Here is a 25,033-nt window from a genome sequence, read left to right as displayed (position 1 = left end):
ATCGGGAGAAACGAATCTCATTACGGTCAGACAAGTCATATGATGAATAACAGCCGCCGAACTCCTCTCTCTAACATAAGGGGGAGCTTGGCGGTTGTTTTCAGTTTCTGCGCAATTTCCTTCTTGGTGGTAGTCTCAGTACGTGAATACATAACTTTTTTTCCAAAATCAAGAACCGTTTGGCCCTTTCCACGGTCTAATACGCAACAACATCCATGAAAGGAGGAGCCATGTGACCCCTGCTCAACTGACCATCGCCGCACAGAAAGGGGATGCCGAGGCTTTTGCAGCCTTAATGGAGATGCATCAGAGCCGACTGTACCGGATCGCCTATGCCTATCTGCACAGCGAGGAGGATGCGCTGGAAGCGATACAGGAATGCACCTACAGAGCTTATCGAAAGCTCAAGAAATTAAAAGAACCCTCCTATTTCGCCACTTGGCTGATCCGCATTCTGCTGAACTACTGTGTGGACGAACGCAAACGCAAGAGCCGGTTCAGCCACGTTACCGAAATTCATGAACCTAGCAGCTGGGACCAGACCGCAGACCCTGATCTGGCCGCAGCTGTCTCTGCGCTGGATCCGGATTGCAAACTAATTATTATTCTAAGCTATTTCGAAGGTTTCTCCTTAACAGAAGTCGCTGATATTCTCAAAATCCCGACCGGAACCGTAAAATCCCGATTGCACCGGGCACTTAGGCAGCTCCGGGACCAACTTGAAACGAAAGGAGATATAACATCATGAACGATGAAATAAAGCCATTTGAAGCCCTTGAGCAGCGTCTGAATGATCGTAAAACGGAATACGACGCCATATCTGTACCGGATGCCGAAGCATATCAGGCTGTACAGGCCGGAATCCGTCAGGCTGCGCGCAAGCGCAAGTCACGGCTGCGCTGGGTTATGAGCTCCATATCTGCAGCCGCGATCATCCTCGTGTTTACGGGATGTATCCGCGTCTCCCCCGCCTTTGCGTCCTTTGTGGAGCAATTGCCCGGCATGGAAGGCATTGTGAGCATGATTCGCCAGGACAAAGGATTAATGATGGCCATCGATCAGTCCCTCTTGCAGAAGGTTGGTGTGACCGATGAGCATGATGGTGCTTCCTTGACCGTTGAAGGCATTATCACAGACGAGTCACGTATGGTCATTTTTTACACGATGAAAGGCATGAAAGATCTGGAGAAAGGTCGATATGATATCGATTTGCTTGATAGGGATGGAAAAAAGCTGCCTGTTGCGTTTAGCTACTTCTCTCCTACGCCGGCTTCAGAAAGTGGCATTTATGAGGATAAAATCGATGTCTCATTCGCAGAGTCTTTACCACCACAAGAGCTGACCGTTGTATTTAAGGAACAAGGTAAAGAACCGAATAATAAGTGGAAGGTCACCTTCCCAGTGGATCGCAGCTTAACGAAAGGCATGAAAAAAATCATTCCCGTAAACCAAACAATGACCGTGGACGGGCAGCGTATTCAAGTAAAACAGGCCGTTCTGTATCCCACTCGCCTTGTTCTTGATATCGAATATGATCGGAACAATACCAAAAAAATCTTCGGAATTCGTGATCTGCAGTTGGTAGATGAGCAAGGCCGAGCATGGCGAACGGATTCCTCCTCCATCTCAGGCTCTGGAAGCTCTGTCTTTTTCGAAAGCATGTACTTCTCCGCTCCGAAAAAGCTGACGCTGCAAGGGTCTGGCCTTTCAGCAGTGGATAAGGATGAACTGGTTATCAGCATCGATCCATCTTCAGGTGAAATACAAGGTGGTCCATCGAGTTTGAAATTCCTGAAAAGCACGGCCCAGGGCAAAAATCTCATCCTCGAGTTTTCAATCGCAAACGCTCAAAATGCTACTTCAGGGCTATCATTTACCAATATCAAGGACAATAAAGGGAACCCTTTCGAAATTAATGAAGTAGGCTGGAGCCCTTCCGTTTTTGAAGCAAGGGTTGTCATTAAAAATGGAGCCGCAGCTAAAGGAAATCTGACAATGGAAATAGACTCTTACCCTGATCAAATTCGTGCACCGTTCTCCATTGAAATTCCGGTGACTCCCTAAAGGAAATGTCAGTAGCCATAATCACAAGCCACATGAAGTAGTCATGTACTATAATGAAATGAAAATATCAAACATCTTCGTTAAATCGATATGTTCACAAGAAAGGGTGTTTCCACAATGAATAAGCGTTCGATCCGTTACCCGCAACCCCTCGCTCCGGGAAATACCATTGGTGTGGCTGCGCCATCCAGCGGTGTAAGTGAATCCTTGCATCATTACCTTGAAGAGAGCAGGCACAACATGGAGCGACTTGGTTTTGGTGTTCAGGAAAGCCCATTTCTACGGCATAACGCCAAATGTGTAAGTTCATCCAAGGAAGATCGCGCTGCCGAGATGAATGCATTTTTCCGTGACCCTGAGATTCAGGCTATTATCCCTCCGTGGGGTGGAGAGTTCCTTATGGATATTCTGCCCCTGCTCGATTGGGAAACTTTGAAAACCTTGCCGCCCAAATGGGTTATGGGATATTCGGATATCAGCACCTTTTTATTCGCATACACCCTGATCACCGGAACAGCTTCGGCACACGGTACGAACTACGTGGACCTTAGATCCAATGAACTCGATCCGGTGACCGCCCGCTGGATTGATGTATTACAGACTGGCCAGGGAGGGCAGGTTACCCAATCTTCCTCCACTCACTATCAATCGGAATGGAAACCGGAGTTGTCGAGGTTCAATCTGGATACTCCTTCTCACTGGAAACAGCTGGGGCAGCCCGAAGGAGCAGACTCGCAGGTTACATTCTCAGGTCGGTTGATCGGCGGCTGCATGGATACAATCACCTGTCTGATTGGCACGCCTTACGCACCAGTTGAAGCGTATCTTGATCAGTATTGTGCAGAAGAAGGAACGATCTGGTATCTGGAAAGCTGTGAGATGAATGCGGGTGATATCTACCGTCATCTGTGGCAGATGAGACAGGCTGGCTGGTTTGCTGGCGTTAAAGGCTTCATGTTTGGCCGACCTGCTGGTTATTCCGATACAGGAGATTTCAATTTCACCGATGCCCTGTCTTCGGCTCTCGGAGATATGGATGTACCCGTTTTGTATGACGTGGATCTTGGCCACATCCCGCCACAATTAACTTTTGTGAATGGCGCACTGGGCAGCGTGGCTTATGAGAATGGGCGCGGAAGACTTGAGATGGCATTTGTGTGATCACCTTTTGTAGGCAGATGCATACCTTGAAGTAAGAAATGATTTTGAGGAAGGGTTGTGCATCATGTCTGAATCCACATCCACACCATCCGCACGGGTCGTATACCAAGCCAATCAACCAATGCTCCAATCCGTGCAAAGTGTGCGGAATATGCTTCATCATACAGCCCGGCAGCATGTCGGCAAGAAGGTGCAAGTCCAGAATATCGATGGTCAGGTATGGGAAGGCGTCATTATCAGCGCGGATCGGGGAATTTTGTATCTCCAGGTTACGCCGATGCATGGATATCCCGAGCCACGTGCCTTGTTTGGACCAACCATTCTGCCACTCGTGCTGTATGAGCTGTTAGTCATTACGCTGTTGATGTAGTTGTTTTTGGTATCGATCGATCCTAGCCCAAGAAGCTTCCCTCCCTTTGACCATCAGGCCGCGGGAGCGAAGCCTTTTTTGGGTTTTAAGCGTTAATGGGTTATCAATTTGGTGTCAATGTAAGCAATAGTCTCTATAGCCTGGATGACTACCTGTGGTTCGTGCGGTATGTTTCCTTGTTAACGTGTGAAATATGATACAATGGTGTCGGCACCAAGCCTTATCTCATATGAACGGAGCTTGATCCGGTTGGAATATATCCCTCATGATCCTCCACCCGCGCCTCAGTCTGAGACGGAGCTGGTTGGGACAAATCATACTGAACAATCCCGCGTGATTGCAATCTGTCTACTGGCAGGCAAAATCATGCTGCAAAGCGGCGGTGAAACCTATCGTGTGGAAGATACGATGAAACGCATGGCTGCCGCGCTGGGCCTTCCCCATTCGCACAGTTATGTTGTGCCCACAGGCATCTTCTTCTCGGTTGATGCAACCGAGCCTGCCAAGCTGATACGGATTTCTGAACGAACCACGGATTTGCACAAGGTGTCCGAAGTGAATGCCGTTTCCCGGCGTATTGGACAAGGGGAATTGTCCGTTGAGGATGCCTATGCATTGTTACAACAAATTGAGGGACAGCCCTCCTCCTATTCTGCGGTTATACGGCTTACGGCGGCGGCGTTATCCAGTGGGTGCTTTACCATTATGTTTGGTGGAGGCTGGGTCGACTTTCTCCCTGCTGTACTCTGCGGTGGTATTGGCTATGCAGCGGTCATTGCCTTCCATCGACTGGTACTCGTAAAGTTTTTTGCCGAGCTGACAGCTTCATTTGTGATTGGTCTGCTCGCCTTTTTGCTTGTCTATATGGGCGCGGGTCATGAACGGGACAAAATCATTATTGGCTCAGTCATGCCCCTGGTACCGGGACTGCTGATTACTAATGCTGTGCGTGACCTGATGGCCGGGCATCTCGTGTCCGGGTTATCCAAGGGAGCCGAGGCGTTTCTGACGGCTTTTGCGATTGGTACAGGCATTGCTGTTGTTTTTTCACTTTTTACGTAAGACGGAGGAGTTGCAGGTTATGCTTCATTTTATTGAACAAGCCCTGACCAGCTTTGTCGCCTCGGCCGCTTTTGGCATTATTTTTAACGCTCCTCGGCGCATGCTGCTTCACGGTGGATTTGTCGGCATGATCGGCTGGATCATCTATATTGTGCTCGAATATGCCGCGGATGCTGTTCCTGCTACCTTGGCAGCGACCATCGCGGTTGGTGTCATAAGCCAGCTGTTCTCCCGCATGTTTCGCGCACCCGTCATTATCTTCAGCGTGGCAGGTATCATTCCGCTCGTCCCCGGTGGACTGGCCTATAATGCGATGCGTAATTTTGTGCAAAATGACTACGGTGCTGCCATGGAGATGGCTGCCAAAGCGCTCATGTTATCCGGTGCCATCGCGATCGGACTTGTATTGTCCGAGGTGTTGAACCAGATGATTCGTCGTATACCTGAATCTTTGCGAGCAAAACCCTAACAGCAGATGAATATCATTACAACGATAAAGACCCGTTAGAGACAGGGTAAAATACTGTCCTTCACGGGTCTTCCATATTTCCAGACAATATTGATCCGTGATCATCTAATATGAGGTGTTTTGTTTTCATCATTGTATCCATTTGTTCGATAACTGTGCGATCCATGTTGAAAAATCCCTGAGTAATGGATTACGGTAAACCATTCTCTTCTATGGCAATGCACGCTTCATCACCGACGCAAATAAATCCGCCGCGGCACCACTTCCGGATCTCATATAATGCTCTGCATCCGTACGATCAAATCCCATCCAGACTGCAGCCGTCCACTTGCTGGTATATCCTACAAACCACAGATCCCTGTTCGCCTCCTTGCTTACACCAGGTATTGCAGCTTGCGTTGTTCCTGTCTTCCCCGCTACCTTATGCTGACTCAGTTGTGCCCTACTTCCGGTACCTTGACTGACCACATCTTGGAGCATGCCGGTCATGGTCGTCGCCGTACTGTTGGAGATCACCTGTTTGTTCTCTGGCTTAAAAGCATAGATTGTCCGGCCGCGTGAATCCGTAATTTCACGAATCAGATGTGCCGTATTGAACTTGCCGTTATTGGCAAACACGGAATATGCCTGAGACATTTTCAGTGGAGACACCCCTTCATGCAAACCACCCAAAGCGATCGACAGATTGAGATCCTCCCTGCCCAGTTCAATGCCCAATCGACCTGCAAATTGATGTGCCCGTCCCAGCCCTGTCTCATGCAGCAGCCATACGGCTGGAGCATTGATGGAATGTTCAATCGCTTGCGACATCGTAACTGTACCTCTGTAACGCCCGCCCAAATTGCTTGGTTGATAACTCCCATATTTCATGCGTTGATCAGGTAGTATACTCTCTGGCTTAAACCGACCAGATTCCAATGCAGGTCCATATACAATAATGGGCTTAAATGCAGAACCGGGTTGTCTTGCATCCGTGGTTGCCCGGTTAATGCCTCCTTTTACAGGGTCTCGCCCGCCCATCATCGCTTTGACTTCACCGTTATGCTGATCCAGTATGACCATGCTCGCCTGCACTTGCTCATCCTCACGATCATCGGTGAATCGAGAAGATTCACGGAATGCTTGCTCCATCGCCAGCTGCGCCTGATCATCCAATCCCGTACGAATGGTCCAGCCTGCGGATTGAATCTCTGCTCCACTCTTGCCTGTCAGACGGGAAGCCTCCTCGATTACCGCATCCAAGGCAGACACGTAGGCAGGCACTGTTGAGGCTGGAGTCGATTCAGATGTTAAATTAGGCGGTGTATAGTCCACACTTCGCGCCTCATTCATCTGTTTCTTGGTGATGATTCCTTGCTCATGCATGAGGCCAAGAACCACAGAACGCCTCTCTTTGGACAGGTCTTCCCGATCCACCGGATTGTATATGGAAGGTCCCTTCGGAATTCCGGCCAGCGTAGCCATTTGCCAGATCTCCAGTTGATGTAAATCCTTGATCCCGAAGTATCGCCATGCCGCGGCTTTAACCCCATATTGCTGGCGTCCCATATAAATATGATTCAAATACAGCTCCAATAGCTCATCCTTGCTAAATCTCTTTTCCATCGCCATGGCAATCGACATTTCATTCACCTTGCGGACCAGCGTTTTATCCCCGTTCAAGTAGAGATTTCTGGCTAGTTGCTGTGTAATCGAGCTGCCTCCCTGACTCAGGTTCATATGTAAAACATCCTGCACAACCGCCCTGCCAATTCCGATAAAATCCAGTCCATCGTGGTTATAGAAACGTCGATCTTCCGTAGCCAGAAACGCCTGCTTTAATAGATCCGGCATATCCTTCAAATCGGCATACTCCATATATCCCTTGGTTTGCACTTGTAATCTCGAAATTTCTGTTCCAGCTGCATTGGTAATGATGGTGGAAGAGGCCACTGAAATAGCCTCAGGATGATTGCGAAGCACACCTTCGCCGTAAGTAACTAGATAGATATAGCCAACCGCTAGCAAAATAACGATTACTACAGAGGCATCAAATATGTGATAAATTCCGCGCCTTATGCTGAATCTCAACATTCAGGTTTCCTAAATGCATGTGGATTGGAGCCTGAATGTTCCTGTGGCTTCATTTCCATAGAATCCAGGGCAAGCTCCAGACTTAACGTCTGTTTATACGCCAGTTTGACCCAGTGCAGAATCTCCGATTCATCCCGGCAGCGTCCTTCCATGATCGTGTCAAGTGAAGAACGAACACCGTAGAGAGTCAGTTTAATCGGCAAATCGGCATTTATACGACCAGATTGTGATCCAACCCACTCTTCTTGATTACGTTGCTTATGGTTTCTCTCATTCTCTAACACCATTTGTTCCCGGCTACTTTCATCGCCATACATATACTCACTAGGACTGGACCAGTTTTCCCCACTCGGTTCTCTATTTACCCACTCCCGGTCTGAACTGTTTATGTGCTCCGCTTGTATACGTACCACAACGTCATTCAGATCGGCTGCAATCTGACGCAGCTCTCCTCCGTTCAACACTTCTATCTGTGCTGGAATTCGGCCATTGGCCAGTTCATGAGTTCCACGACCAATCACCTTGAGGTCATCTGCAATCTTCTGGGATCGAATCCAAAAAAACAAAGCAAATAGACCACCCCCGATGAATATAACGAAGGGCGTTGTACCGATATGGTTTATCACCCAGTACATAACTCGAGTTAAACCAGTTGTCTCTGACAGGATATGATGGTGGGCAAAACGTAACATGTGATAAACGACAAATAGGAGCGCTGCGCTAAGTAACGCGCTTGCTCCACAGATATATATGTATCTTAGTCTGACTGTACGTAATAATAATCTCATATTCGGTATCCTCCTCAATTTTGCGATTCATGTGTACGATTGAGGTTAAGAATACAGAATATTTCTTAATGAGGAAGTGGGTAACTTCTTATCATTTTCTTAATTCAGCATTATGCCTACATGTTGAATCAAGCAAGCTCTCTTACAATTAGAAGAGAATTCTGCCAGGTTACCGTTCCTCTGTATCTCTGTTCATCGGAGGAGCAGTCACCGGAAAACGGGTAACAAAATCGGTTCGGCCCTGCTCGCTATATGCAGCGATACTCCCGTGATGTAATTCAATCATGGATTTGGCAATAGCCAGCCCCAGTCCGGTGCCGCCCGTATCACGCGAGCGGGACTTGTCCACCCGGTAAAATCGATCGAATAAATGCGGCAAATCCTGCGCCGGAATCGGTTCACCATAATTGCTGATGCGCACCACAGCTTCTTCACCTTCAAGTGACAACGCGATCTCCATCACTTTCCCCTGTGCTCCATAACGGATCGCGTTACTGAACAGGTTCTCATACGCACGAACAAGCTCGCCAGGAGCAGCCTGAATCCATAAAGGCTCATGTCCACCAATGATCTTATATGTCATGCCCGCTTCTTCCAGCATCGGAGCGAATTCTTCCGCAAGCTGCATCAGAAACGGATTCAGGTTCAAGGAAGTCAATGACAAAGGCAGGCTCCCACCACTGACACGGGTATATTCGAACAAATCGTCGATCAGCTTCCTTAATGTCAATGATTTCTCGTATGCTATGCTCACGTAATAGCGCATCTCAATTTCATCCTGGTACCGATCCTTCTCTATGTACTCCAAAAATCCGAGAATGGAGGTTAGCGGAGTCCTCAAATCATGAGAAATACCCGTGATCAAGTCATTTTTGGCAGCAACTGCACTACGCTCCTCCTGCAATGACAGTTGCAATTGTTCAGCCATCTGATTAATACTGGCAGCCACAACGCCAAACTCATCCGATGTCTTCACCTCGATTCGATGAGACAGCTCTCCTTTGGCAACTTCCTGAATTCCCGCCGTAATCTCGTCCAGAACCAGCATCACCCTACGCGTGAACAGGAAAAAGAACAGCACAAAGCCAAGTATGGCAACCATAATCATTAATGGCACCGACCCAATATTGTTCACCAGCCACCTGATGCCCCTTGCAGGGATCGAATAATCAGGATAGGTCTGAGCCGCCAGAATGGAGTGTGCAACTTTGCTGCCCCCATACAAGATAGCCGCCGTCAAAATGCCACTCAGCAGAAATGCGTAGATAAATTTCCACCGGACTGTGTTAATTAATTTTGAATTCATCTCGGAACTCCCTGCTTACGCCCTTTATCCAAAAAACCTTATAGACGCACGTGCTTATTGTGGTTTGATCATCTTATAGCCAACACCCCATACCGTCTGTATGAACTTGGGATGTTTGCTGTCGAGTTCGATTTTCTCACGAATCTTGCGGATATGCACCATGACGGTGTTGTTGGACTCCATAAACTCTTCTTTCCAGACCTGCCTGTAAATCTGCTCCATACTCAGCACAGAGCCTTGATGGCGCGCCAGCAGCTCCAGAACGGCAAATTCACGAGGAGTCAAGCGAACAGGCTGCTCATCCAGCCAGACCTCATGCGTATCGGTGTTAATGACCAGATCGTCAATCACCCACTCATGTTCCTTGTTCTCCCGGCCTTCATTGAAGGTATGGTACCTGCGAAGCTGCGACTTTGCCCGTGCCACAAGTTCAAGCGGGTTAAACGGCTTGGTCACATAATCATCAGCACCAATGCTCAGCCCTGTGATTTTATCCATATCCATGCTTTTGGCGGACAGCATAATGATCGGCATTTTCTGCTCTTCCCGAATTTTCATACATGCTTCAATTCCGTCCATATTCGGCATCATGACATCCAGAATGATCAGATCAATTGGCTCTTTCTTCAATTGCTCAAGCGCCTCGATCCCATCACTGGCTGTCAGAACCCGGTATCCTTCATTGCCAAAATAAATCTCCATCAGTTTAATAATATCCTGCTCATCATCCACAAGCAGAATGGTTGCTGGCTGTGCCACGGCATTATTCCTTTCCATTCCATGAATCATTTGTTGATCAAAGTATACCATTAGGAGATGAATCTGCGAAAAATCATCGCCTTTGAAAGAAGAGAAAACGTTGTTTTTCAGGAATAATATACTTTTTCTATTTTATATAAAGTATGCTCGATTGTTGGGCAGAGATCAGCATCCACTTTGTGAAATTTGATTCGAAAGTATAAACTTTTCAAAAAGTTCTTTTTATTATTTTTTTGCCTAAAGGCAGGAAGGAATTCTGGATTTTTCTCCACATCACCAAAACGTTGAATCCATTGCTCTACATAATTCTGACTAAGTATTTTTCTATTTAAAACACTAATTATGGATTTTACCATTCTTTCATCTTCCCCATCGGAGTAAACTCGATCAGTGATGGTCATCTTTTCGTAAACCAAATCGAGGATGGTTAAGAGGTCATTTTTATCCAGCTCGGAACATTGGGCCAATTCGTCTAAAGCATCTGCTGCATGCGCTATGGCATGCGCCCAACCTTTTTCTTCGTCATACCCGCGATAATCTCGCTCTTTATGTACATTGTAAAAAACATTCTCTTTTATCTGATGAATATGCTCTCTTGAGAGATATGGTGATTCTCTATGCCTCATGAGGAGGAGCGGGATAACCAGCATAGAGAACGATCGAGTAAAGACTGCGTCTGTATTGGTTTCACCAATCCTAAAAAGCAAATGCTTATTATCCAAAACAACGGTTAGAAGTTGTTCTAGTTCGTTTACTGTTAAAGTATTATCAGGAATCCAATTTGATAAGGTTGTATAAATTAGGTCATCACGTAGTTGGGCATCCAAAGAACCGATGTTAACCATCATTTCTTGTATCAACTGGAATGTATCGGGAGACGCTTGGTAGCCATTCTCTTTTATTAATATCAACTTTTCTTTTAAACTCATTTTACACGTCCCTACTAGAAGATTTTCCGAACTTACTATTTTAGTTTCTACTGACAATGTTGCATTTGGAGACGTTGGTTTTCTTTACTTGTAGCTGATCCGGCAATCCCTATTATTAACGTATAGGATCGTCGATCTAATCCTTGCTTAACCGCTGCTTATTGCCGATAACATGCTCTATGTATTCTATTAAATCTAGCTCTATATTCAGGCAGAACCTCGCATTATGGACCTGGGTCTATCTATTCAAATAACGCTACTTTGGGCTCAATACCAGTCAGTGTCAGCATCGTATGCAGTTGACCCCTGTGGTGATACACATGTCCCATGATCTCAAGCAGCCATTCCAGACGACTGTACGACGCGCCCCAATAGGAGTCAGTCACCTGTAATAATTCCTCCGTATTAAACTGTCTGTATCGATGGTAGAGGTACATCTGATTCGCAATCAACGCTTCCCTAATCTCACTCAGTGAATTCGGCTGATTTTCCTCGTAAAACAAAGCCATTTCTTCTTCGGAAGCTCCCTCCGAAATATGTACATCTGCACGACAAATGACGGATAGATGAGAAAGCAATTCTCCAACCGGCCGTTTGCCTTCAATCGGAGTCAAAGCCAAGTCCTGCTCCGACAGTTGGTCACATAAATGGATTAATGATGTCACTGCCACATCAATATGTTTAAATGCAGACTGAATCAACTGTAACACTCCCTTTTTATCCCATTATATAGAACATATGATCGCTAATCAACTATAAATTCCCCCTTTATATATAAACCAGCTTTGCTCGAAAACCAACAATGACGAACAAAAAAAGTCCCTCCTCCCTCATATAGACGGAATTTGGGACATTTTGTTGCTCTAATGATAACAAACACGAACTCAACTTGAATATAACGAACAATACGTTTGATCGAACCGTCCCGCGAGCAAGTCAGCCTTGCGAATGAAAAATTGCAGTTCCCCACAATCCCACCATTGAAAACCGATAGCGTCATGCGTATCAATTTTTAATAGAAGCAAGGTATCCGCAAGCTCTTGTTGTGTCCGTTTCTCATCCCCGCCATAATGTTCAGTCAGCTTCCTCTCACACGCCTGCTCGTCATAAGCATACTCTTCACCAAGTACGATCTGTAACAGCGCCTGGTGTTCTGCATCCGGATGCTGACCGTCAGGATATCCAAACATGCCACCCCAGTTCTGCGTACTCGGATGATTCCAGCTGGACTCAAATTCCAGGTATCGGTCATATAGACCTTCCTCCCCTTCGACAGCTACCGTTCCACCAGATAGCGGGGCGGCGATTGTATTCAGAGCCAGAGAATCAATGTATGCATATGTAGGAAACTCGAGATTAGGCAGCACTGTTACCGAATGTGCTACAAAATCATCCTTACCCAGCGCGGTTTCGCCATCAGGCTCTCGCCTTATCAGGTTATGAGCATCCGGCTCATAAATCACACGATGCTCAATATGATAAGCAGGTTCATCCACACCAATGAAGAAGTATAACATGCCCCGTTCGGGCAAACTCCCGCGCCCATCATTAGGCGTATATGGCGTCAAATCCACGAGATTCAACTGGGCAAGGAACGTCATGGGCACCCCGTCCTGTGTCAAAGGCCATTTCATGTTGCTCGGCAGATCCGGATTTCCACCTACACGTGAATTTCCTGTTCTGCGATACTCATCGATTGTCGATACATCAAGGCGAATTCCCCAACGACTTGAAGATAACAGCAGATCGGCAGCATTACCCAATCCATACTCCTCAAGAGTTTTCCGGGCTTTTCTGGTCAGTCTTTCACATTGTTCAGGTTTAATCATACAGATCCTCCCCTTCTGACACTACATCTATGGTGAGACATATTCAGGTTCACACCTGTATATTCTTCCGCTGACTCTTCTTTCCCTGCTTCTTGCAAAAAAAGAGACTGACATCCGGTGTCAGTCTGCTTCCTTATTATCCATTTGGCTCATTCTTAACGATTCCGATTCGGTGAATCATCCTGGAAAGCACGAATATGCTCCTCGCCATCCAGAAATTCATGTGACTGGTGTGCAGCCATTACACCATGATAACTAATATCCAGACCCAAATCTTCCTCTTCTTCCGTGGAACGGACAGGAACCATTTTACCAATCAATTTCAAACCCATCCAGGTCATGACAAACCCCCAGACAACCAAAGCCGTGAGGCCGAGCGCCTGAACACCCAGCAGCCTCCAGCCACCTCCCATGAACAAGCCACCATCGGTTGCAAACAAACCCACGGCAATGGTACCCCACATCCCGGATACAGCATGAACTGGGAACGCCCCCACCGGATCATCAATCTGCCTGCGGTCCAGCCAATTCGTTGCAGCCATCATGAGCAATCCGGATACCGCCCCGATGAATATCGCAGCTACATCACCGACATAAGCACACCCCGCCGTAATACCAACCAGACCGGCAAGCGAGCCATTAATGACCGATGGTGCGTCTGAACGATTAAACCGGAACAAGGTGTAGAGCAGTGTAACCGCACCGCCCGAAGCAGCAGATAACATCGTAACGATGGCAATGTGACCGATCCTTACATCAGTTGCACTGAGCGTACTTCCTGCATTGAAGCCAAACCAGCCGAACCACAGCAGAAATGCGCCTACAGATGCCAGCGGCAGATTGCTCGGAAGCGCAATGGCACTCACGCCAAGCGGCGTGTATTTGCCTTTACGCGGCCCAATAATAATCGCTGCGGCCAGTGCGGAGAACCCGCCCAACGCGTGAATGACTGCGGAACCGGCAAAATCCTGCATCCCCAGCTTGCTGAGCCAACCGCCGCCCCATGCCCAGTGTCCGCCAATCGGATAAATAATGGCCGTCATCAATATGATGTACAGCAGATAGGCACGAAAGTTAATCCGCTCTGCCACAGCGCCTGATACGATGGAAATGACGGCAATGGTAAACGCGGCCTGGAACAACCAGAATGTTTCCAATGATACGGGTACGTCCAGGTGAGACAAATCCCCATGGAGGAAAAATCCGGTTATGCCTACAAAACCTCCAGCATCAGAGCCATACATCAAGCCAAACCCGATGGCATAGAAAAGCAACGTTCCAATGGTAATATCAGCGAAAACCTTCATAATAATATTTACACTATTTTTATAACGTACAAAGCCAGCCTCCAGCAGGGCGAATCCGCCCTCCATCAACAAAATCATGGCTGCACTCAGTACGACCCAGACCGTATCCATTCCGGAGCTTAACGTCTCCAATGTCATGCTTATACATCCTCCGTTTCCCTAAGCTGTCTAATCTCACGGATCGTTTCGGGCGCAAGCTCGATCTCGTCCCGTTCGATGCTATCCGGATGCTTGATTCGTTCAGCAATGCGGTCCAGTTCACGTATCCGCCGCCGGATTTGTTCCATTTTGCGAAAACGTTCCTTCACCTGAACCATATATTCCACCGCCTGGTGATGGGAGGCGGGGCGGCCTGCGAACCATTTGCGTACAGTCGACAAGGATTGATAAGCCACTTCTTCCGCACGTTTTTTTTGTTCGAATTGTTCAATTTTATGTTTGAGCGTTTCGATCTCATTTTCTTTTTTGACCTTGAGCTGTTGGATAAGGTACAATAAATCGGACGATGATATTTGCAATGCTGTATGGTGATACACCTCGTCAATTACTAACATACCATGTCAGGACTCCTTACATATCAAGTTACTTGTTATCGATTATAGAGTGCAGCACTACTTAGCGTCAATCCTTTTTTGGCGATGACATAATTTGATATGACCCGTTTATAAAAAAACAGCGTCAATCTCATATACATAACTTCAACTAACAAAGTATTTAAAACATATCTTCGCATTCACCTTTCAGATCCTCTATGATGTATATCAAGCATCCACATTTTAGGCACTGTGCTTACACAAGCTGACATCATAGAACTCATATAAAGGAGAGGATCGCGCGATGTTCACTCGTAATGACGACATTCGGAGCCAAATCTGGGAAGCCGTCTCTGGACTCAATGAAGAACAATTGAACCTCCACCCAAAACCTGACCACTGGAGTATTATGCAAGTTCTCCGTCACCTGAATTTGATGGAAAGCATCATTGTGAAGCAAGCCCGCACCGCGCTAGAGAAGGAACAGACCGTTGCTGTGGACAAAAAGCCATATGAGCTTACACTGGATCGCAGCCACTCTGTTAGTGCTCCATCTCACCTCCAGCCTCCTGCGGAACCAGAGACGATGGCGAATGTACGCCACGACCTGGAAGACTCGCACCAGGCATTGATGCACGTTGCACAAGATCATGAGTCTGAACTGCTGCGGAGCAAATCCTTTCTTCACCCGGTTTTCGGTGAGATGGATCTGGCTCAATGGGTCGATTTTGCAAGCTATCATGAAGAGCGTCATCTGGCACAGATTCAGGATATTAAACAAAGGCTTGGCGTGTCGCACACCTAAGTCATCCCCTATTTACTCTATGTAAGCAAAAATAACCTCCAATCCACGCATTGTGGATCTGGAGGTTTTCATTTATTTTGAAACATGCTTATATTTTTTTGCCCAAAATCGCCAAATCCCGGTTGACGCCATCCAGTACAGCCACTTCAGGGTAATATCCCCACTGTTCAAAGCCATGTTTGCGCAATAACCCCAGACTCGGTTCATTATGTCCAAACACAAAACCCAGAATCGTCTTGATTCCAAGCGCAGGACAAGCATCAAAAATCGTATGCAGCAAACGTCCGCCAGCCCCAATTCCTCGGCACTGCTGATCCACATACACACTGACTTCCACCGTCCCATTGTACGCAGGGCGTCCATAAAACGAACTCAGGCTGGCCCAGGCAACAACCTGTCCCTCATGTCTCATAACCCAAAGTGGGCGGTGATCGGATGAGTGCTCCTCAAACCACGGAATACGTTGCTCCACGGTCACCGGCTCCAAATCCGCCGTCACCATTCGGCTTTCAATCGTAGAATTATAGATCTCCACAATCCTTGGCAAGTCCTCACGACGCGCATACTCAATCTGCACACTATCCAGCTTCATGTCTACTCCTCCATCATCCAGATCGATTCTATCTTATGACGGTATTATAACGGAGGAAGGAAGTCGACGTCATCCCCCAACATTCGGGTCAACTCCACACTTACTCAGGCAATCCTTGAATTGTATTACCCCGAGTCATCTGCTGGCTCTGATCTGCCCAACGAATGTTAACAGAACGGGAAGTGAATAGATCCGAGCCGTCCGATACCTGAAAATGCAAATGAGCTTCACTGGAATTACCTGAGTTACCCAGCTCTCCAATGAGGTCTCCCTGCTTGACTTTATCCCCTTTTTTGACCGCTACACTGCCTTCCTTGATATGCGCGGTGATGCTGTATTCTCCGTTTCCATGGTCAATGACCACATTGTTACCCGCAGGTTGTTCCGGGTTCATAACACCTGGTATGTTGTCTGGAATATCATTCTTGATATCAACTACAGTTCCGTCCGCAGCTGCATAGAGCGGCTCACCAAAAGCGTAGTAGTTTTCGTTCACCTTCGGATCTCCGTTGTAACTGAAAGCATCTTTGGTCCGAATGATATCTAGCGCATAACGCTGTGTTTCATGCTCGTAATGATAGTTCGACATCACATCATTGCCTCCCCAGAACACATACCATTCACCCTTCATAGGGAACTGAAATTCGGTTTTGGTGAGCTTTTGGTCCGTATCCTCATGTGACTCCAGTGGTTGGATTAACAGCCCTTCAATCTGATTGGCTTCGGTAAAATAGGCTTGAATGCCTTTGGTTCCCGTTTGATCCTTCCAGGCGAACTCGGTTATATCGTTCACTTTGGCATCCACCACTAAATCAAAGGAAGTTACACCCTCAAGGAATTGATCCGCAGACGTTTTAAACTGTTCAAGCGTTAGTGCGTCCTTCAACTCGGGACTCATCTGACTGTAAATGGCATCCTTGGAACCGTTCATTAACGTATCGATGAAATTGTCGGGTGTAATGATGGCGCTCACCTCTGTACCTGAATTCTCTTCCTGATGGGTATTCTCACTCGCTTCGTTGGTATTTGTCGTCTGTCCCTTGGACTGCTGCCCCGCCTGCTCGGATGTAATCGAGTTACTGTTACCGCATGCAGACAACATCACGCAGGCGCCAAGGGTAATGGCAATCAGCCTCCAGCTCTTTCTACGCTGTAATTTCTCAGGTGCCGCATACTCGGATTCCAGCGTATTTTCCCCGCAATTCGAACGCTGCTCCTCTATTTCGCTTCTCTCATGCTGCCTGTTCATTCTCCATCTCATGCTCAACATCCTTTCTGGTGTTCGTTATACTTTCCAGTTAAGTGTACAGACTGAATCTTATCCTTCGTCTAACCCTTCCTTACATGTAGTTAAACTGTGGCGTCTGCAAAGTCTTCATAATTAAGATTCCGTTAAGATAGCTCACACACTACATTACCCTTTCGGATGGTATGATTAGCAATAAACAAATAGGAAGCCCTAGGAGGTCATTACACATCATGGATCACGTCTCCATACTGCTAGTTGATGATGAACAAGCCATTTTACATATGCTCAAAACCGTCCTGCTCAAAGAACAATTTGTAGACATCGACACCGTTACCACTGGAGAAGAGGCGATTACCGCCTGCGAAAATAAAACCTATCACTGTATCGTGCTGGACATCATGCTGCCAGGCAAAAGCGGACTGGAAATCTGTCCCTTTCTGCGGCAGGTGACCGATGCACCAATTCTTTTTTTGACCGCCAAAACAACGGATTATGACAAGTTAACCGGATTCGCCGTTGGCGGCGATGATTATGTCGTTAAACCATTTAATCCACTGGAAGTGGTCGCCCGGATCAAATCACTGCTGAAACGTTATTTACCCACCAAAATAGCGATAACTACATCGGCGACTCCGCCCTCTTCTGACGCAACTTCGTCATCTCCTGCTGTGCAGGGAGGGGTATATGATTTTGGCCGTTTTCAAGTGTTTGAACAAGCCGGTGAGCTTCAGGTTGAGGGGCAGCCCGTAACCTGTCCGGCCCTTGTCTATCAGCTGCTGCTCTTTTTCTGCAAGCATCCCAATCGTATTTTCACCAAATCGGAATTGTATGAGCGTGTATGGGGTTCGGAAGCGATCAGCGATGACAACACCGTTATGGTTCATATTCACCGGATTCGTGAGCGAATTGAAGCTGATCCCTCTAACCCTGCATTTCTCGTCAACGTCCGGGGATTGGGGTACAAACTCATTCAGCCTAACCAAGTGTCACGCGCATGAGTATTCGTCGCAGGTTAATGACCCGGTTTATCGGTATGCTTGCTGGCGCAGTAGTCCTTATCATCCTGTTGGGTTCTGCAGCCACCTATTGGGTCGTTCAAAAGGTTAATGAAGTAAGCTTGGTGGATGACTTCGCTACAAGTGGGCTTGACCAACTGATTAATACCGCAGAAATCATGCCCGATGGTACGGTCCGTTATGATCCCAGGCTGCTGAAACAGGTCGAGAAAAATCAGGGATGGCTTCAGGTTGTGGACGAAAAAGGCTATGTTATTGATGATTTTGATACACCGGATGACGTCCCGAAGCAATACAAGCCTGGAGAATTGATCGCATACTGGGAGGCGAAAAAGCCGTTCCCGTACCAGATTGTCATGCTGATTCGGGAGAAAAACGGCGAGATGTTCACCTTGCTATACGGCGAACGCAATCAGGCCAAATCCTTACTCGATCAAGCCCGTGTGGACAGTCATTACACCAATGGAGAGCTGATGCTGCAGCCCAAACAAGAGGATGCCATTCGTTCCAAAGGTGCCTATCTGCAAATTTTGGACGCTTATGGTCAAGAGCTGGCTTCCTATAATAAACCTGCTATGGACGTCCCTGGCAGTTACAACATACAGGAACTGGCTTTGCGTATTCGTTACCCCAATCGATATGGAATATCGATCGCAACCTTTTACGATGATCAGAATGGCACGACCTGGATGCTCAGTATACCTGTCGATCCAACTGCTACAGGGGATAAAAATCCTTATAACTTTATTTTGACCCCAGTGGTCATCGTGCTGCTCCTCTCCGTTGTCATTTTGCTTATCCTGCTGGCCCTATGGTACGCCAATCGTTTCGGTTCTCCCATGCTGCATATGCTCCAATGGCTCCAGCGTCTGGAACAGGGACATTATGAAGAGCCCACAGGCATTGGCGGCGTACCTCGCAGCCAGCGACGAAATGGCAAATGGAAGCGGAAGTACCACGTTTATGCCGAGGTGCTTCGCTCCATGCAGGCATTATCCGCTACACTGAAACAAGACGAAGAGCTCCGTAAACAGACCGAATCTCTGCGCGAGGATTGGATTGCCGGAATAACGCATGATCTCAAGACACCGCTGTCCTCCATCCAGGGATACGCCCATATGCTTGAAGCACAGAAATATAGCTGGTCCCCGGAAGAAGTGAGGGAATTTGCGAGCATTATGCTGGACAAATCCATGTATATGGACCGACTTGTGAATGACCTTGCTATGACGTACCGATTGCGCAGCGGCGGATACCAGCCACAAGTGGAAGAAACTGACGTAAATACGCTGCTGCATGATCTCGTCCAGCGTGCAGAACGAAACCCGATATATGGAGAGGGGCGTATTGTATTCCGCCCTGCGAAAGTTCCGGTTTACGGCCATGTGCATATTCCTTCGTTTGAACGTATTGTAGATAATCTGACCGCTAATGCCCTTCTGCATAATCCAGCGGAGTCGACATTGACCGTTAGTGTGCATCCAGGTAAGCAGGCGGGTGAGTTCAGTGTTCATTTTGCCGATGATGGACAAGGAATGGACCCGGAACTGGTCTGGAGGCTGTTTGAACGATATTACCGAGGGACGGATACAGGCACATCCGATGTCGGCTCAGGCCTTGGTATGGCCGTAACAAAAGGCTTAATTGAAGCGATGAAGGGTCGTATTGAAGTACAATCGACTTCTGGTGAGGGTACTGTCATTCGATTAATATGGGATGGACAATCAGAACAGGGGTAAAAAACATTCCGCTTGACCTTTTCATTTTCAATCTATATAATCGACACTCAATAACACCTGTTCCAACATTTTGATATGGACTTGAACGATATTAAGATCAATTTAATGGATATCGATTTTGCATATTTGGCGATGACCAGAGACAAGATTCCGTTTGCGTGCTGCCCAGAGAGAGAAGGGATTGGTGAAACCTTCTTCAGCGAACGGACCGGAATTACCCCTCTGCAGCCGTGACCTCGAACATCAGCTTTTCGGTCTTCTTCCCGGATTCCGGACAAAGCTGTCAGTAGAGTTCACCGCCTGATCCCCGATAACGGATTCCAATGAGGGTTATGATGTTTCTTGCTTGCGGCGGCTGGTCGTGTTCAGGAGCATTCATAACCAAATTAGGGTGGAACCACGAGCTGAGCGCACTCGTCCCTTTTCCGGGACGGGTGTTTTTTGCGCTTCAAATTTTGAATATTGGAGAGTGGTTCACATGAATAATCCGAATAATAACAGTCAATCCAGCAACCAATCGAATGACCAACAGCAAACTCTACATCCGATTGAAATTCGCCTGCAAGGCGGAGCTGTACGTTCTTACGACGCAGGCATCACTGTAGGAGCGGTCGCCTCATCCATCAGCACAAGTCTGGGTAAACAAGCCATCGGCGGAATCGTAAATGGTAAGAATGTCGATCTCGACTGGGGACTTGAGCAAGATTGTGAACTCGTCATCGTTACTTTGGACAGCGCGGAAGGTCTGTATCGTTACCGACACAGCACAGCTCATGTACTCGCGCAGGCTCTCAAACGCATCTACGGTGCAGAACAAGTGAAGCTGGGCATCGGGCCAGTCATTGAAGATGGATTCTATTACGATGTTGATCTGGAGCATGCTCTATCGATCAGTGATTTGGCTGCCATTGAGCAAGAAATGAACAACATCATAAAAGAAAATGAAAAGATTAGCCGCCGGGTAGTTAGCCGGGAGGAAGCACTTCGCATCTTTGGAGAGATTCAGGACCCATATAAGCTTGAACTCATTCAGGATTTACCGGAGGACGCTGAGCTTTCGATTTATGACCAAGGAGAGTTCTTCGATCTATGTCGCGGCCCACATCTTCCTTCCACTGGTCGGATCAAAGCATTCAAACTGCTGAATGTGGCTGGTGCATACTGGCGCGGCAACTCGGACAATAAAATGCTGCAGCGCATCTACGGCACTGCTTTCCCAAGCAAAGCCCAATTGGATGAACATCTGCACATGCTGGAAGAAGCGAAGAAACGGGATCACCGCAAACTGGGCAAGGAGCTTGAACTGTTCATGTTCTCCGAAGAAGCACCCGGTATGCCGTTCTATCTGCCCAAAGGCATGACTGTCCGTACAGAACTGGAGCAATTCTCCCGTGAACTGCAGCTACAGGAAGGCTATCAGGAAGTTCGCACTCCCCTCATGATGAACAACCGGCTGTGGGAGCAATCGGGTCACTGGGAGCATTACAAGGACAATATGTATTTCTCGGAAGTGGACGATGCGACTTTTGCCCTGAAACCTATGAACTGCCCGGGTCACATGCTGATTTTCAAAAATACACTCCATTCCTATCGTGAGCTGCCGATTCGTATGATGGAATTCGGTCAGGTGCACCGCCATGAATTCTCAGGCGCTCTGAACGGCATGATGCGGGTGCGGACATTCTGTCAGGATGATGCCCATCTCTATGTGATGCCAGAGCAGATCGAGGAAGAGATTAATCAGGCGATTTCATTGATCGGACGTATGTACGACATCTTTGGATTTGAGTACAATATTGAGTTGTCCACTCGTCCGGAAGATTCCATGGGATCGCAAGAGCTGTGGGATCAAGCAGAAAGCGCATTGCAGAATGTACTTGATCGGCGCGGTGTGAAATACCGTATTAACGAGGGTGATGGTGCCTTTTACGGTCCGAAAATTGACTTCCACATTCTCGATGCACTGAAGCGCAGCTGGCAGTGCGGAACAATTCAGCTTGATTTCCAAATGCCCGAGAAGTTCGATCTCACTTATATTGGCGAGGATAGCCTGAAACACCGTCCTGTCGTGATCCACCGTGCCATCTATGGTTCAATTGATCGGTTCATCGGCATCCTGACTGAACATTATGCAGGTGCGTTCCCGCTCTGGCTCGCGCCCGTGCAAGTGAAGCTGCTGCCAGTGTCAGATCATTACGCAGATTATGCGCTTCAGGTTCAGAGCCAGCTGCGGGCTGCCGGTATTCGGGTAGAAACAGACTTGCGCAGTGAGAAGCTCGGCTACAAAATCCGTGAAGCTCAGATGGAAAAAGTGCCTTACTCGCTCGTACTCGGGGAAAATGAGAAAAATGCCTCATCCGCCTCTGTCCGTGCATACGGTCAGGGCGATCAAGGCATTCAGCGCATTGAAGCATTTATGGAGCTGATTCAGCAAGCTGTGAAGGCCAAAGCCTGAGCGCTTAATCAGGAATCGGCTGAAACTTAACGTTAGAGGCAGCCCGTTAATATGGAAAACGGTCGCCTCTAATTCTGTCGCAAGGATGCAGGCTCTTCTGCTTCGAACAGTCAGTAATTACAATTTCTCTTCGGGTCTAAGTCCAACTTGCTCTTCGCTCCATGTCCAGAAACGCTCAGCGGCTGCAACATCCAGCGCATGGGCTTTCAACTCCTGGTCCTTTTGTTGATAGTAGTAACGCCCGGTTACCCCGGCGACTTCAGGGCTTGTGGCGAGATAGATGGCCGTTTGTGCCCCTTCTTCAGGTGAAAGGAAAAACGGCAGCTTGCCCACCAAAGCCATAATACGAGTGCCAAAACCGGTATTACGGTCTACGCCAATACTTGTGCCCACCGCACCGGGATGAAGACAATTCACGGTGATTCGGGTATCCGCTAATTTACGGGCCAGTACACGGGTGAACAACACGTTAGCCAGCTTGGATTGGGCGTAACTTTTGATTGGATTGTAGCCTTTGTGCAGATGGGGATCTTCGAAATGGATTTTGCCGGCTTTGTAAGCACCAGACGAAACATTTACAATACGCCCCTGCTTCGCAGACTTCAAAGGTTCGATCAGGAGTAACGTCAGCAGGAAATGTCCAAGATGGTTAATACCGATCGCTTGTTCGAAACCGTCGGAGGTTTCCTGGCGCTTCAACATGACGACACCCGCATTATTAACGAGAACGTCAAGTGTGTCGTAACGCTCACGGAAGAATTGGGCAAAATGGCGAATGCTCTCCAGTGACCCCAGGTCACACAGCATCAGTTCAATCGCAGTAGAGCCGGACTGACGTAGCGCCTCCTCCAGTGCCTGCTGTCCGCGCTTCTCGCTGCGGCACGCCATAATCACGTGATACCCTTGCCTTGCAAGTTCAATGGTGGTTGCCAGACCCATGCCTGAGTTGGCTCCCGTAACAATGGCTGTTGGAATGGACATCAGGTACTTCCCTTCTGAACCAGAGGTTCTTCATATTTTGGAACACTCGTCTTCTTGTTTCTTAGCACTACTGACGTCAATATGAGATAATCAAAAGATCACATATTGGTCTTATAGGGAGGATACGTATGCTAACCAAAGAAGACTTCAAGAAACTGAAAAAAGAAGCGAAACTTGAAATTGCACTCATCGAACAGGAAGTTCAAAATCTCCAGCAAAAGACAGACTCATCCCTGTATGAAAAAGATAAACTGTGGAACGATGAAGAGATTGGTGAGCTTACCCAAAAACGGAAAGAGCGAAAATATAGTTCATGGACAATTGAATTATGCACGATTATTGAAGACCTGCTAAATCAACTATACCAGCAAACGTATCAAAAAAATTTTAATTCGATCCAGCTGATGAAAACTCCTGCATACCGTTCATTATCCAATATCGAGATCCTTCAAGCTGAATTGAAAATCCAGCATCTTTCCCTGAAATCGGGTGAAGAGAAATTGGAAGAAGAAATAGCCAAAGTGTTTCAACTAAGAAATAAACTTATTCACTCCAACTTTTCTTATGCTTCCATCTTGAGAGAACATCATGATGCAAATCAAGAGTTTGAATCCACCCTGGATACGGTGAAGAAGTATAGAAAATACTTGAAATATAATCAGCCAGAGAACTAACGAATGCATGATAACCACAACATGTAAAATGGTCCTACACAATAAAGGAGGTGCTCCGGGTTCGATCCGGAAATAAATATGAACAAACCATCCATGGATATTACGGTTCTAAATCTTCATATTGTTACACCTGCGGGTAAAAACCCGATCTATCCTGTCATGTTGCGCGATGAAGATGGTATTACGCTTGTGGATACTGGCATGATTGGCCAATTCGCCGAACTTCAGTCCGCACTGGAGCATGAAGGCGTTCAGCTATCTGATATCAAGCGCATTATTTTAACACATTCTGATATAGACCACATGGGAAACCTTAGTGCCCTGGTGAATGCTGTTCCGGAAGTAGAAATCTGGGCACATAGCGATGAAATTCCGTATATCACGGGCAAAGAGCCCATGATCAAGTTCACACCAGAACGCAAAGCGTTGCTGCCTAAACCTATAGCGGAGCTGGCGGAACAATTGATCTCACAGCGGACTGAGTTCAAAATATCCAAAGTGTTAGAGGACGGTGACATGCTGCCCCTACAAGGCGGCATCCAGGTCATTCATACACCAGGGCACACCCCAGGACATATCTGCCTGTACTTCCGGGAGCAACAATTCCTGCTCGCTGCGGATGAATTGCGTGTGGTCGACGATGAATTGGAAGGTCCTTCTCCACCTGCAACACCGGACATGCCTGAAGCACTGCGCAGCTTGAAAAGATTGCTTGGCCTGAAGCTGGAGAAGGTGCTTTGTTACCATGGTGGTGAGTTTACCGATGAGCCCAGTAAGCGCATTGCTGAACTCGCGGAAAGCGCGGACTAATTGGTATCTGCAACCTAAGCTATATTTACGTAAATATTGAAGCGAAGGGGCTGTCCCATACG

At 47.4% G+C, this 25,033-nt stretch carries 25 protein-coding genes; 13 read left to right on the top strand and 12 right to left on the bottom strand.

The window, feature by feature from the left end:
- The first annotated feature begins 232 nt into the window (after positions 1-232).
- The 6 genes from MKY42_RS07815 (at position 233) to MKY42_RS07790 (ending at position 5,126) form a co-directional block, all read left to right on the top strand.
- Complete coding sequence (locus tag MKY42_RS07815) at positions 233-748, top strand: sigma-70 family RNA polymerase sigma factor (protein WP_179265464.1); 516 nt, start codon at positions 233-235, stop codon at positions 746-748.
- The gene (locus MKY42_RS07810; RefSeq protein WP_339850201.1) at positions 745-2,064 is read left to right on the top strand and encodes a DUF4179 domain-containing protein; all 1,320 of its coding nucleotides are present in this window, start codon (positions 745-747) and stop codon (positions 2,062-2,064) included. The genes MKY42_RS07815 and MKY42_RS07810 overlap by 4 nt, the downstream gene beginning before the upstream one ends.
- Positions 2,065-2,181: 117 nt before the next feature.
- Complete coding sequence (locus tag MKY42_RS07805) at positions 2,182-3,225, top strand: S66 peptidase family protein (RefSeq protein ID WP_179265466.1); 1,044 nt, start codon at positions 2,182-2,184, stop codon at positions 3,223-3,225.
- Positions 3,226-3,289: 64 nt separating this feature from the next.
- A complete protein-coding gene (locus MKY42_RS07800; protein WP_076291774.1) occupies positions 3,290-3,595 on the top strand; it encodes a hypothetical protein in 306 nt (101 codons plus the stop codon).
- A 249-nt stretch (positions 3,596-3,844) separates the two neighbouring features.
- Positions 3,845-4,657 carry a threonine/serine exporter family protein gene (locus tag MKY42_RS07795; protein ID WP_339852790.1) on the top strand — a complete coding sequence of 271 codons (813 nt, stop codon included), beginning with the start codon at positions 3,845-3,847 and terminating at the stop codon, positions 4,655-4,657.
- A gap of 19 nt (positions 4,658-4,676) precedes the next feature.
- Positions 4,677-5,126, top strand: coding sequence for a threonine/serine exporter family protein (locus MKY42_RS07790; RefSeq protein ID WP_090894573.1), 450 nt, complete (start codon positions 4,677-4,679; stop codon positions 5,124-5,126).
- 210 nt (positions 5,127-5,336) lie between these two features.
- Here MKY42_RS07790 and MKY42_RS07785 read toward each other — a convergent pair whose 3' ends face one another.
- From MKY42_RS07785 to MKY42_RS07745, 9 genes are all read right to left on the bottom strand, one after another.
- Positions 5,337-7,199 carry a PBP1A family penicillin-binding protein gene (locus tag MKY42_RS07785; RefSeq protein ID WP_179265469.1) on the bottom strand — a complete coding sequence of 621 codons (1,863 nt, stop codon included), beginning with the start codon at positions 7,197-7,199 and terminating at the stop codon, positions 5,337-5,339.
- Positions 7,193-7,987, bottom strand: coding sequence for a hypothetical protein (locus MKY42_RS07780; RefSeq protein WP_179265470.1), 795 nt, complete (start codon positions 7,985-7,987; stop codon positions 7,193-7,195). Before MKY42_RS07780 ends, MKY42_RS07785 begins: the two co-directional genes overlap by 7 nt.
- Positions 7,988-8,156: 169 nt before the next feature.
- On the bottom strand, positions 8,157-9,293 hold the full coding sequence (locus tag MKY42_RS07775) for a HAMP domain-containing sensor histidine kinase (protein WP_179265471.1): 1,137 nt from the start codon (positions 9,291-9,293) through the stop codon (positions 8,157-8,159).
- 54 nt (positions 9,294-9,347) lie between these two features.
- A complete protein-coding gene (locus MKY42_RS07770) occupies positions 9,348-10,070 on the bottom strand; it encodes a response regulator transcription factor (protein WP_339850192.1) in 723 nt (240 codons plus the stop codon).
- An 89-nt stretch (positions 10,071-10,159) separates the two neighbouring features.
- Entirely contained in the window at positions 10,160-10,981 is an 822-nt protein-coding gene (locus tag MKY42_RS07765) for a DUF2785 domain-containing protein (protein ID WP_090894565.1), read from the bottom strand.
- 242 nt (positions 10,982-11,223) lie between these two features.
- Positions 11,224-11,691: a DinB family protein gene (locus MKY42_RS07760; protein ID WP_256221930.1), complete on the bottom strand. Its 468-nt coding sequence runs from the start codon at positions 11,689-11,691 to the stop codon at positions 11,224-11,226.
- A gap of 174 nt (positions 11,692-11,865) precedes the next feature.
- The gene (locus tag MKY42_RS07755; protein WP_090894561.1) at positions 11,866-12,810 is read right to left on the bottom strand and encodes a YwqG family protein; all 945 of its coding nucleotides are present in this window, start codon (positions 12,808-12,810) and stop codon (positions 11,866-11,868) included.
- 155 nt (positions 12,811-12,965) lie between these two features.
- Positions 12,966-14,255 (bottom strand): ammonium transporter, encoded by a 1,290-nt coding sequence (locus tag MKY42_RS07750; RefSeq protein WP_090894559.1) that lies wholly within the window; start codon positions 14,253-14,255, stop codon positions 12,966-12,968.
- Between the two features lie 2 nt (positions 14,256-14,257).
- On the bottom strand, positions 14,258-14,671 hold the full coding sequence (locus tag MKY42_RS07745; protein WP_090894557.1) for a hypothetical protein: 414 nt from the start codon (positions 14,669-14,671) through the stop codon (positions 14,258-14,260).
- A gap of 283 nt (positions 14,672-14,954) precedes the next feature.
- Between MKY42_RS07745 and MKY42_RS07740 the strand changes: the two genes are divergently transcribed.
- Entirely contained in the window at positions 14,955-15,455 is a 501-nt protein-coding gene (locus tag MKY42_RS07740; protein ID WP_090894555.1) for a DinB family protein, read from the top strand.
- A gap of 88 nt (positions 15,456-15,543) precedes the next feature.
- On the opposite strand, the gene MKY42_RS07735 is transcribed toward MKY42_RS07740, so the two are convergent.
- Both MKY42_RS07735 and MKY42_RS07730 read right to left on the bottom strand, forming a co-directional pair.
- Positions 15,544-16,047: a GNAT family N-acetyltransferase gene (locus MKY42_RS07735; protein WP_090894552.1), complete on the bottom strand. Its 504-nt coding sequence runs from the start codon at positions 16,045-16,047 to the stop codon at positions 15,544-15,546.
- A 100-nt stretch (positions 16,048-16,147) separates the two neighbouring features.
- Positions 16,148-17,308: a M23 family metallopeptidase gene (locus tag MKY42_RS07730; protein ID WP_256221928.1), complete on the bottom strand. Its 1,161-nt coding sequence runs from the start codon at positions 17,306-17,308 to the stop codon at positions 16,148-16,150.
- A 218-nt stretch (positions 17,309-17,526) separates the two neighbouring features.
- Here MKY42_RS07730 and MKY42_RS07725 point away from each other — a divergent pair, with 218 nt between their 5' ends.
- The 4 genes from MKY42_RS07725 (at position 17,527) to thrS (ending at position 22,506) form a co-directional block, all read left to right on the top strand.
- Positions 17,527-18,294 (top strand): response regulator transcription factor, encoded by a 768-nt coding sequence (locus MKY42_RS07725; protein WP_339850178.1) that lies wholly within the window; start codon positions 17,527-17,529, stop codon positions 18,292-18,294.
- Entirely contained in the window at positions 18,291-20,051 is a 1,761-nt protein-coding gene (locus MKY42_RS07720; RefSeq protein WP_339850176.1) for a HAMP domain-containing sensor histidine kinase, read from the top strand. The genes MKY42_RS07725 and MKY42_RS07720 overlap by 4 nt, the downstream gene beginning before the upstream one ends.
- Positions 20,052-20,156: 105 nt before the next feature.
- Positions 20,157-20,285 carry a hypothetical protein gene (locus MKY42_RS07715; protein WP_339850174.1) on the top strand — a complete coding sequence of 43 codons (129 nt, stop codon included), beginning with the start codon at positions 20,157-20,159 and terminating at the stop codon, positions 20,283-20,285.
- Between the two features lie 244 nt (positions 20,286-20,529).
- Positions 20,530-22,506, top strand: a complete 1,977-nt coding sequence (thrS, locus tag MKY42_RS07710) for a threonine--tRNA ligase (RefSeq protein ID WP_256221927.1) — start codon at positions 20,530-20,532, stop codon at positions 22,504-22,506.
- Positions 22,507-22,623: 117 nt separating this feature from the next.
- On the opposite strand, the gene MKY42_RS07705 is transcribed toward thrS, so the two are convergent.
- A complete protein-coding gene (locus MKY42_RS07705) occupies positions 22,624-23,487 on the bottom strand; it encodes an SDR family oxidoreductase (RefSeq protein ID WP_179265475.1) in 864 nt (287 codons plus the stop codon).
- Positions 23,488-23,615: 128 nt separating this feature from the next.
- Between MKY42_RS07705 and MKY42_RS07700 the strand changes: the two genes are divergently transcribed.
- Together MKY42_RS07700 and MKY42_RS07695 are read left to right on the top strand one after the other, a co-directional pair.
- Complete coding sequence (locus tag MKY42_RS07700) at positions 23,616-24,161, top strand: hypothetical protein (protein ID WP_090894543.1); 546 nt, start codon at positions 23,616-23,618, stop codon at positions 24,159-24,161.
- 78 nt (positions 24,162-24,239) lie between these two features.
- On the top strand, positions 24,240-24,971 hold the full coding sequence (locus tag MKY42_RS07695) for an MBL fold metallo-hydrolase (RefSeq protein WP_090894541.1): 732 nt from the start codon (positions 24,240-24,242) through the stop codon (positions 24,969-24,971).
- The last annotated feature ends 62 nt before the right edge of the window (positions 24,972-25,033 follow it).

This window comes from Paenibacillus sp. FSL W7-1088, from assembly GCF_037969855.1.
In the GTDB taxonomy this organism is placed as follows: domain Bacteria; phylum Bacillota; class Bacilli; order Paenibacillales; family Paenibacillaceae; genus Paenibacillus.
Note: the sequence above shows the minus strand (reverse complement) of the source record. Positions and strands in the feature narration are given on the sequence as shown.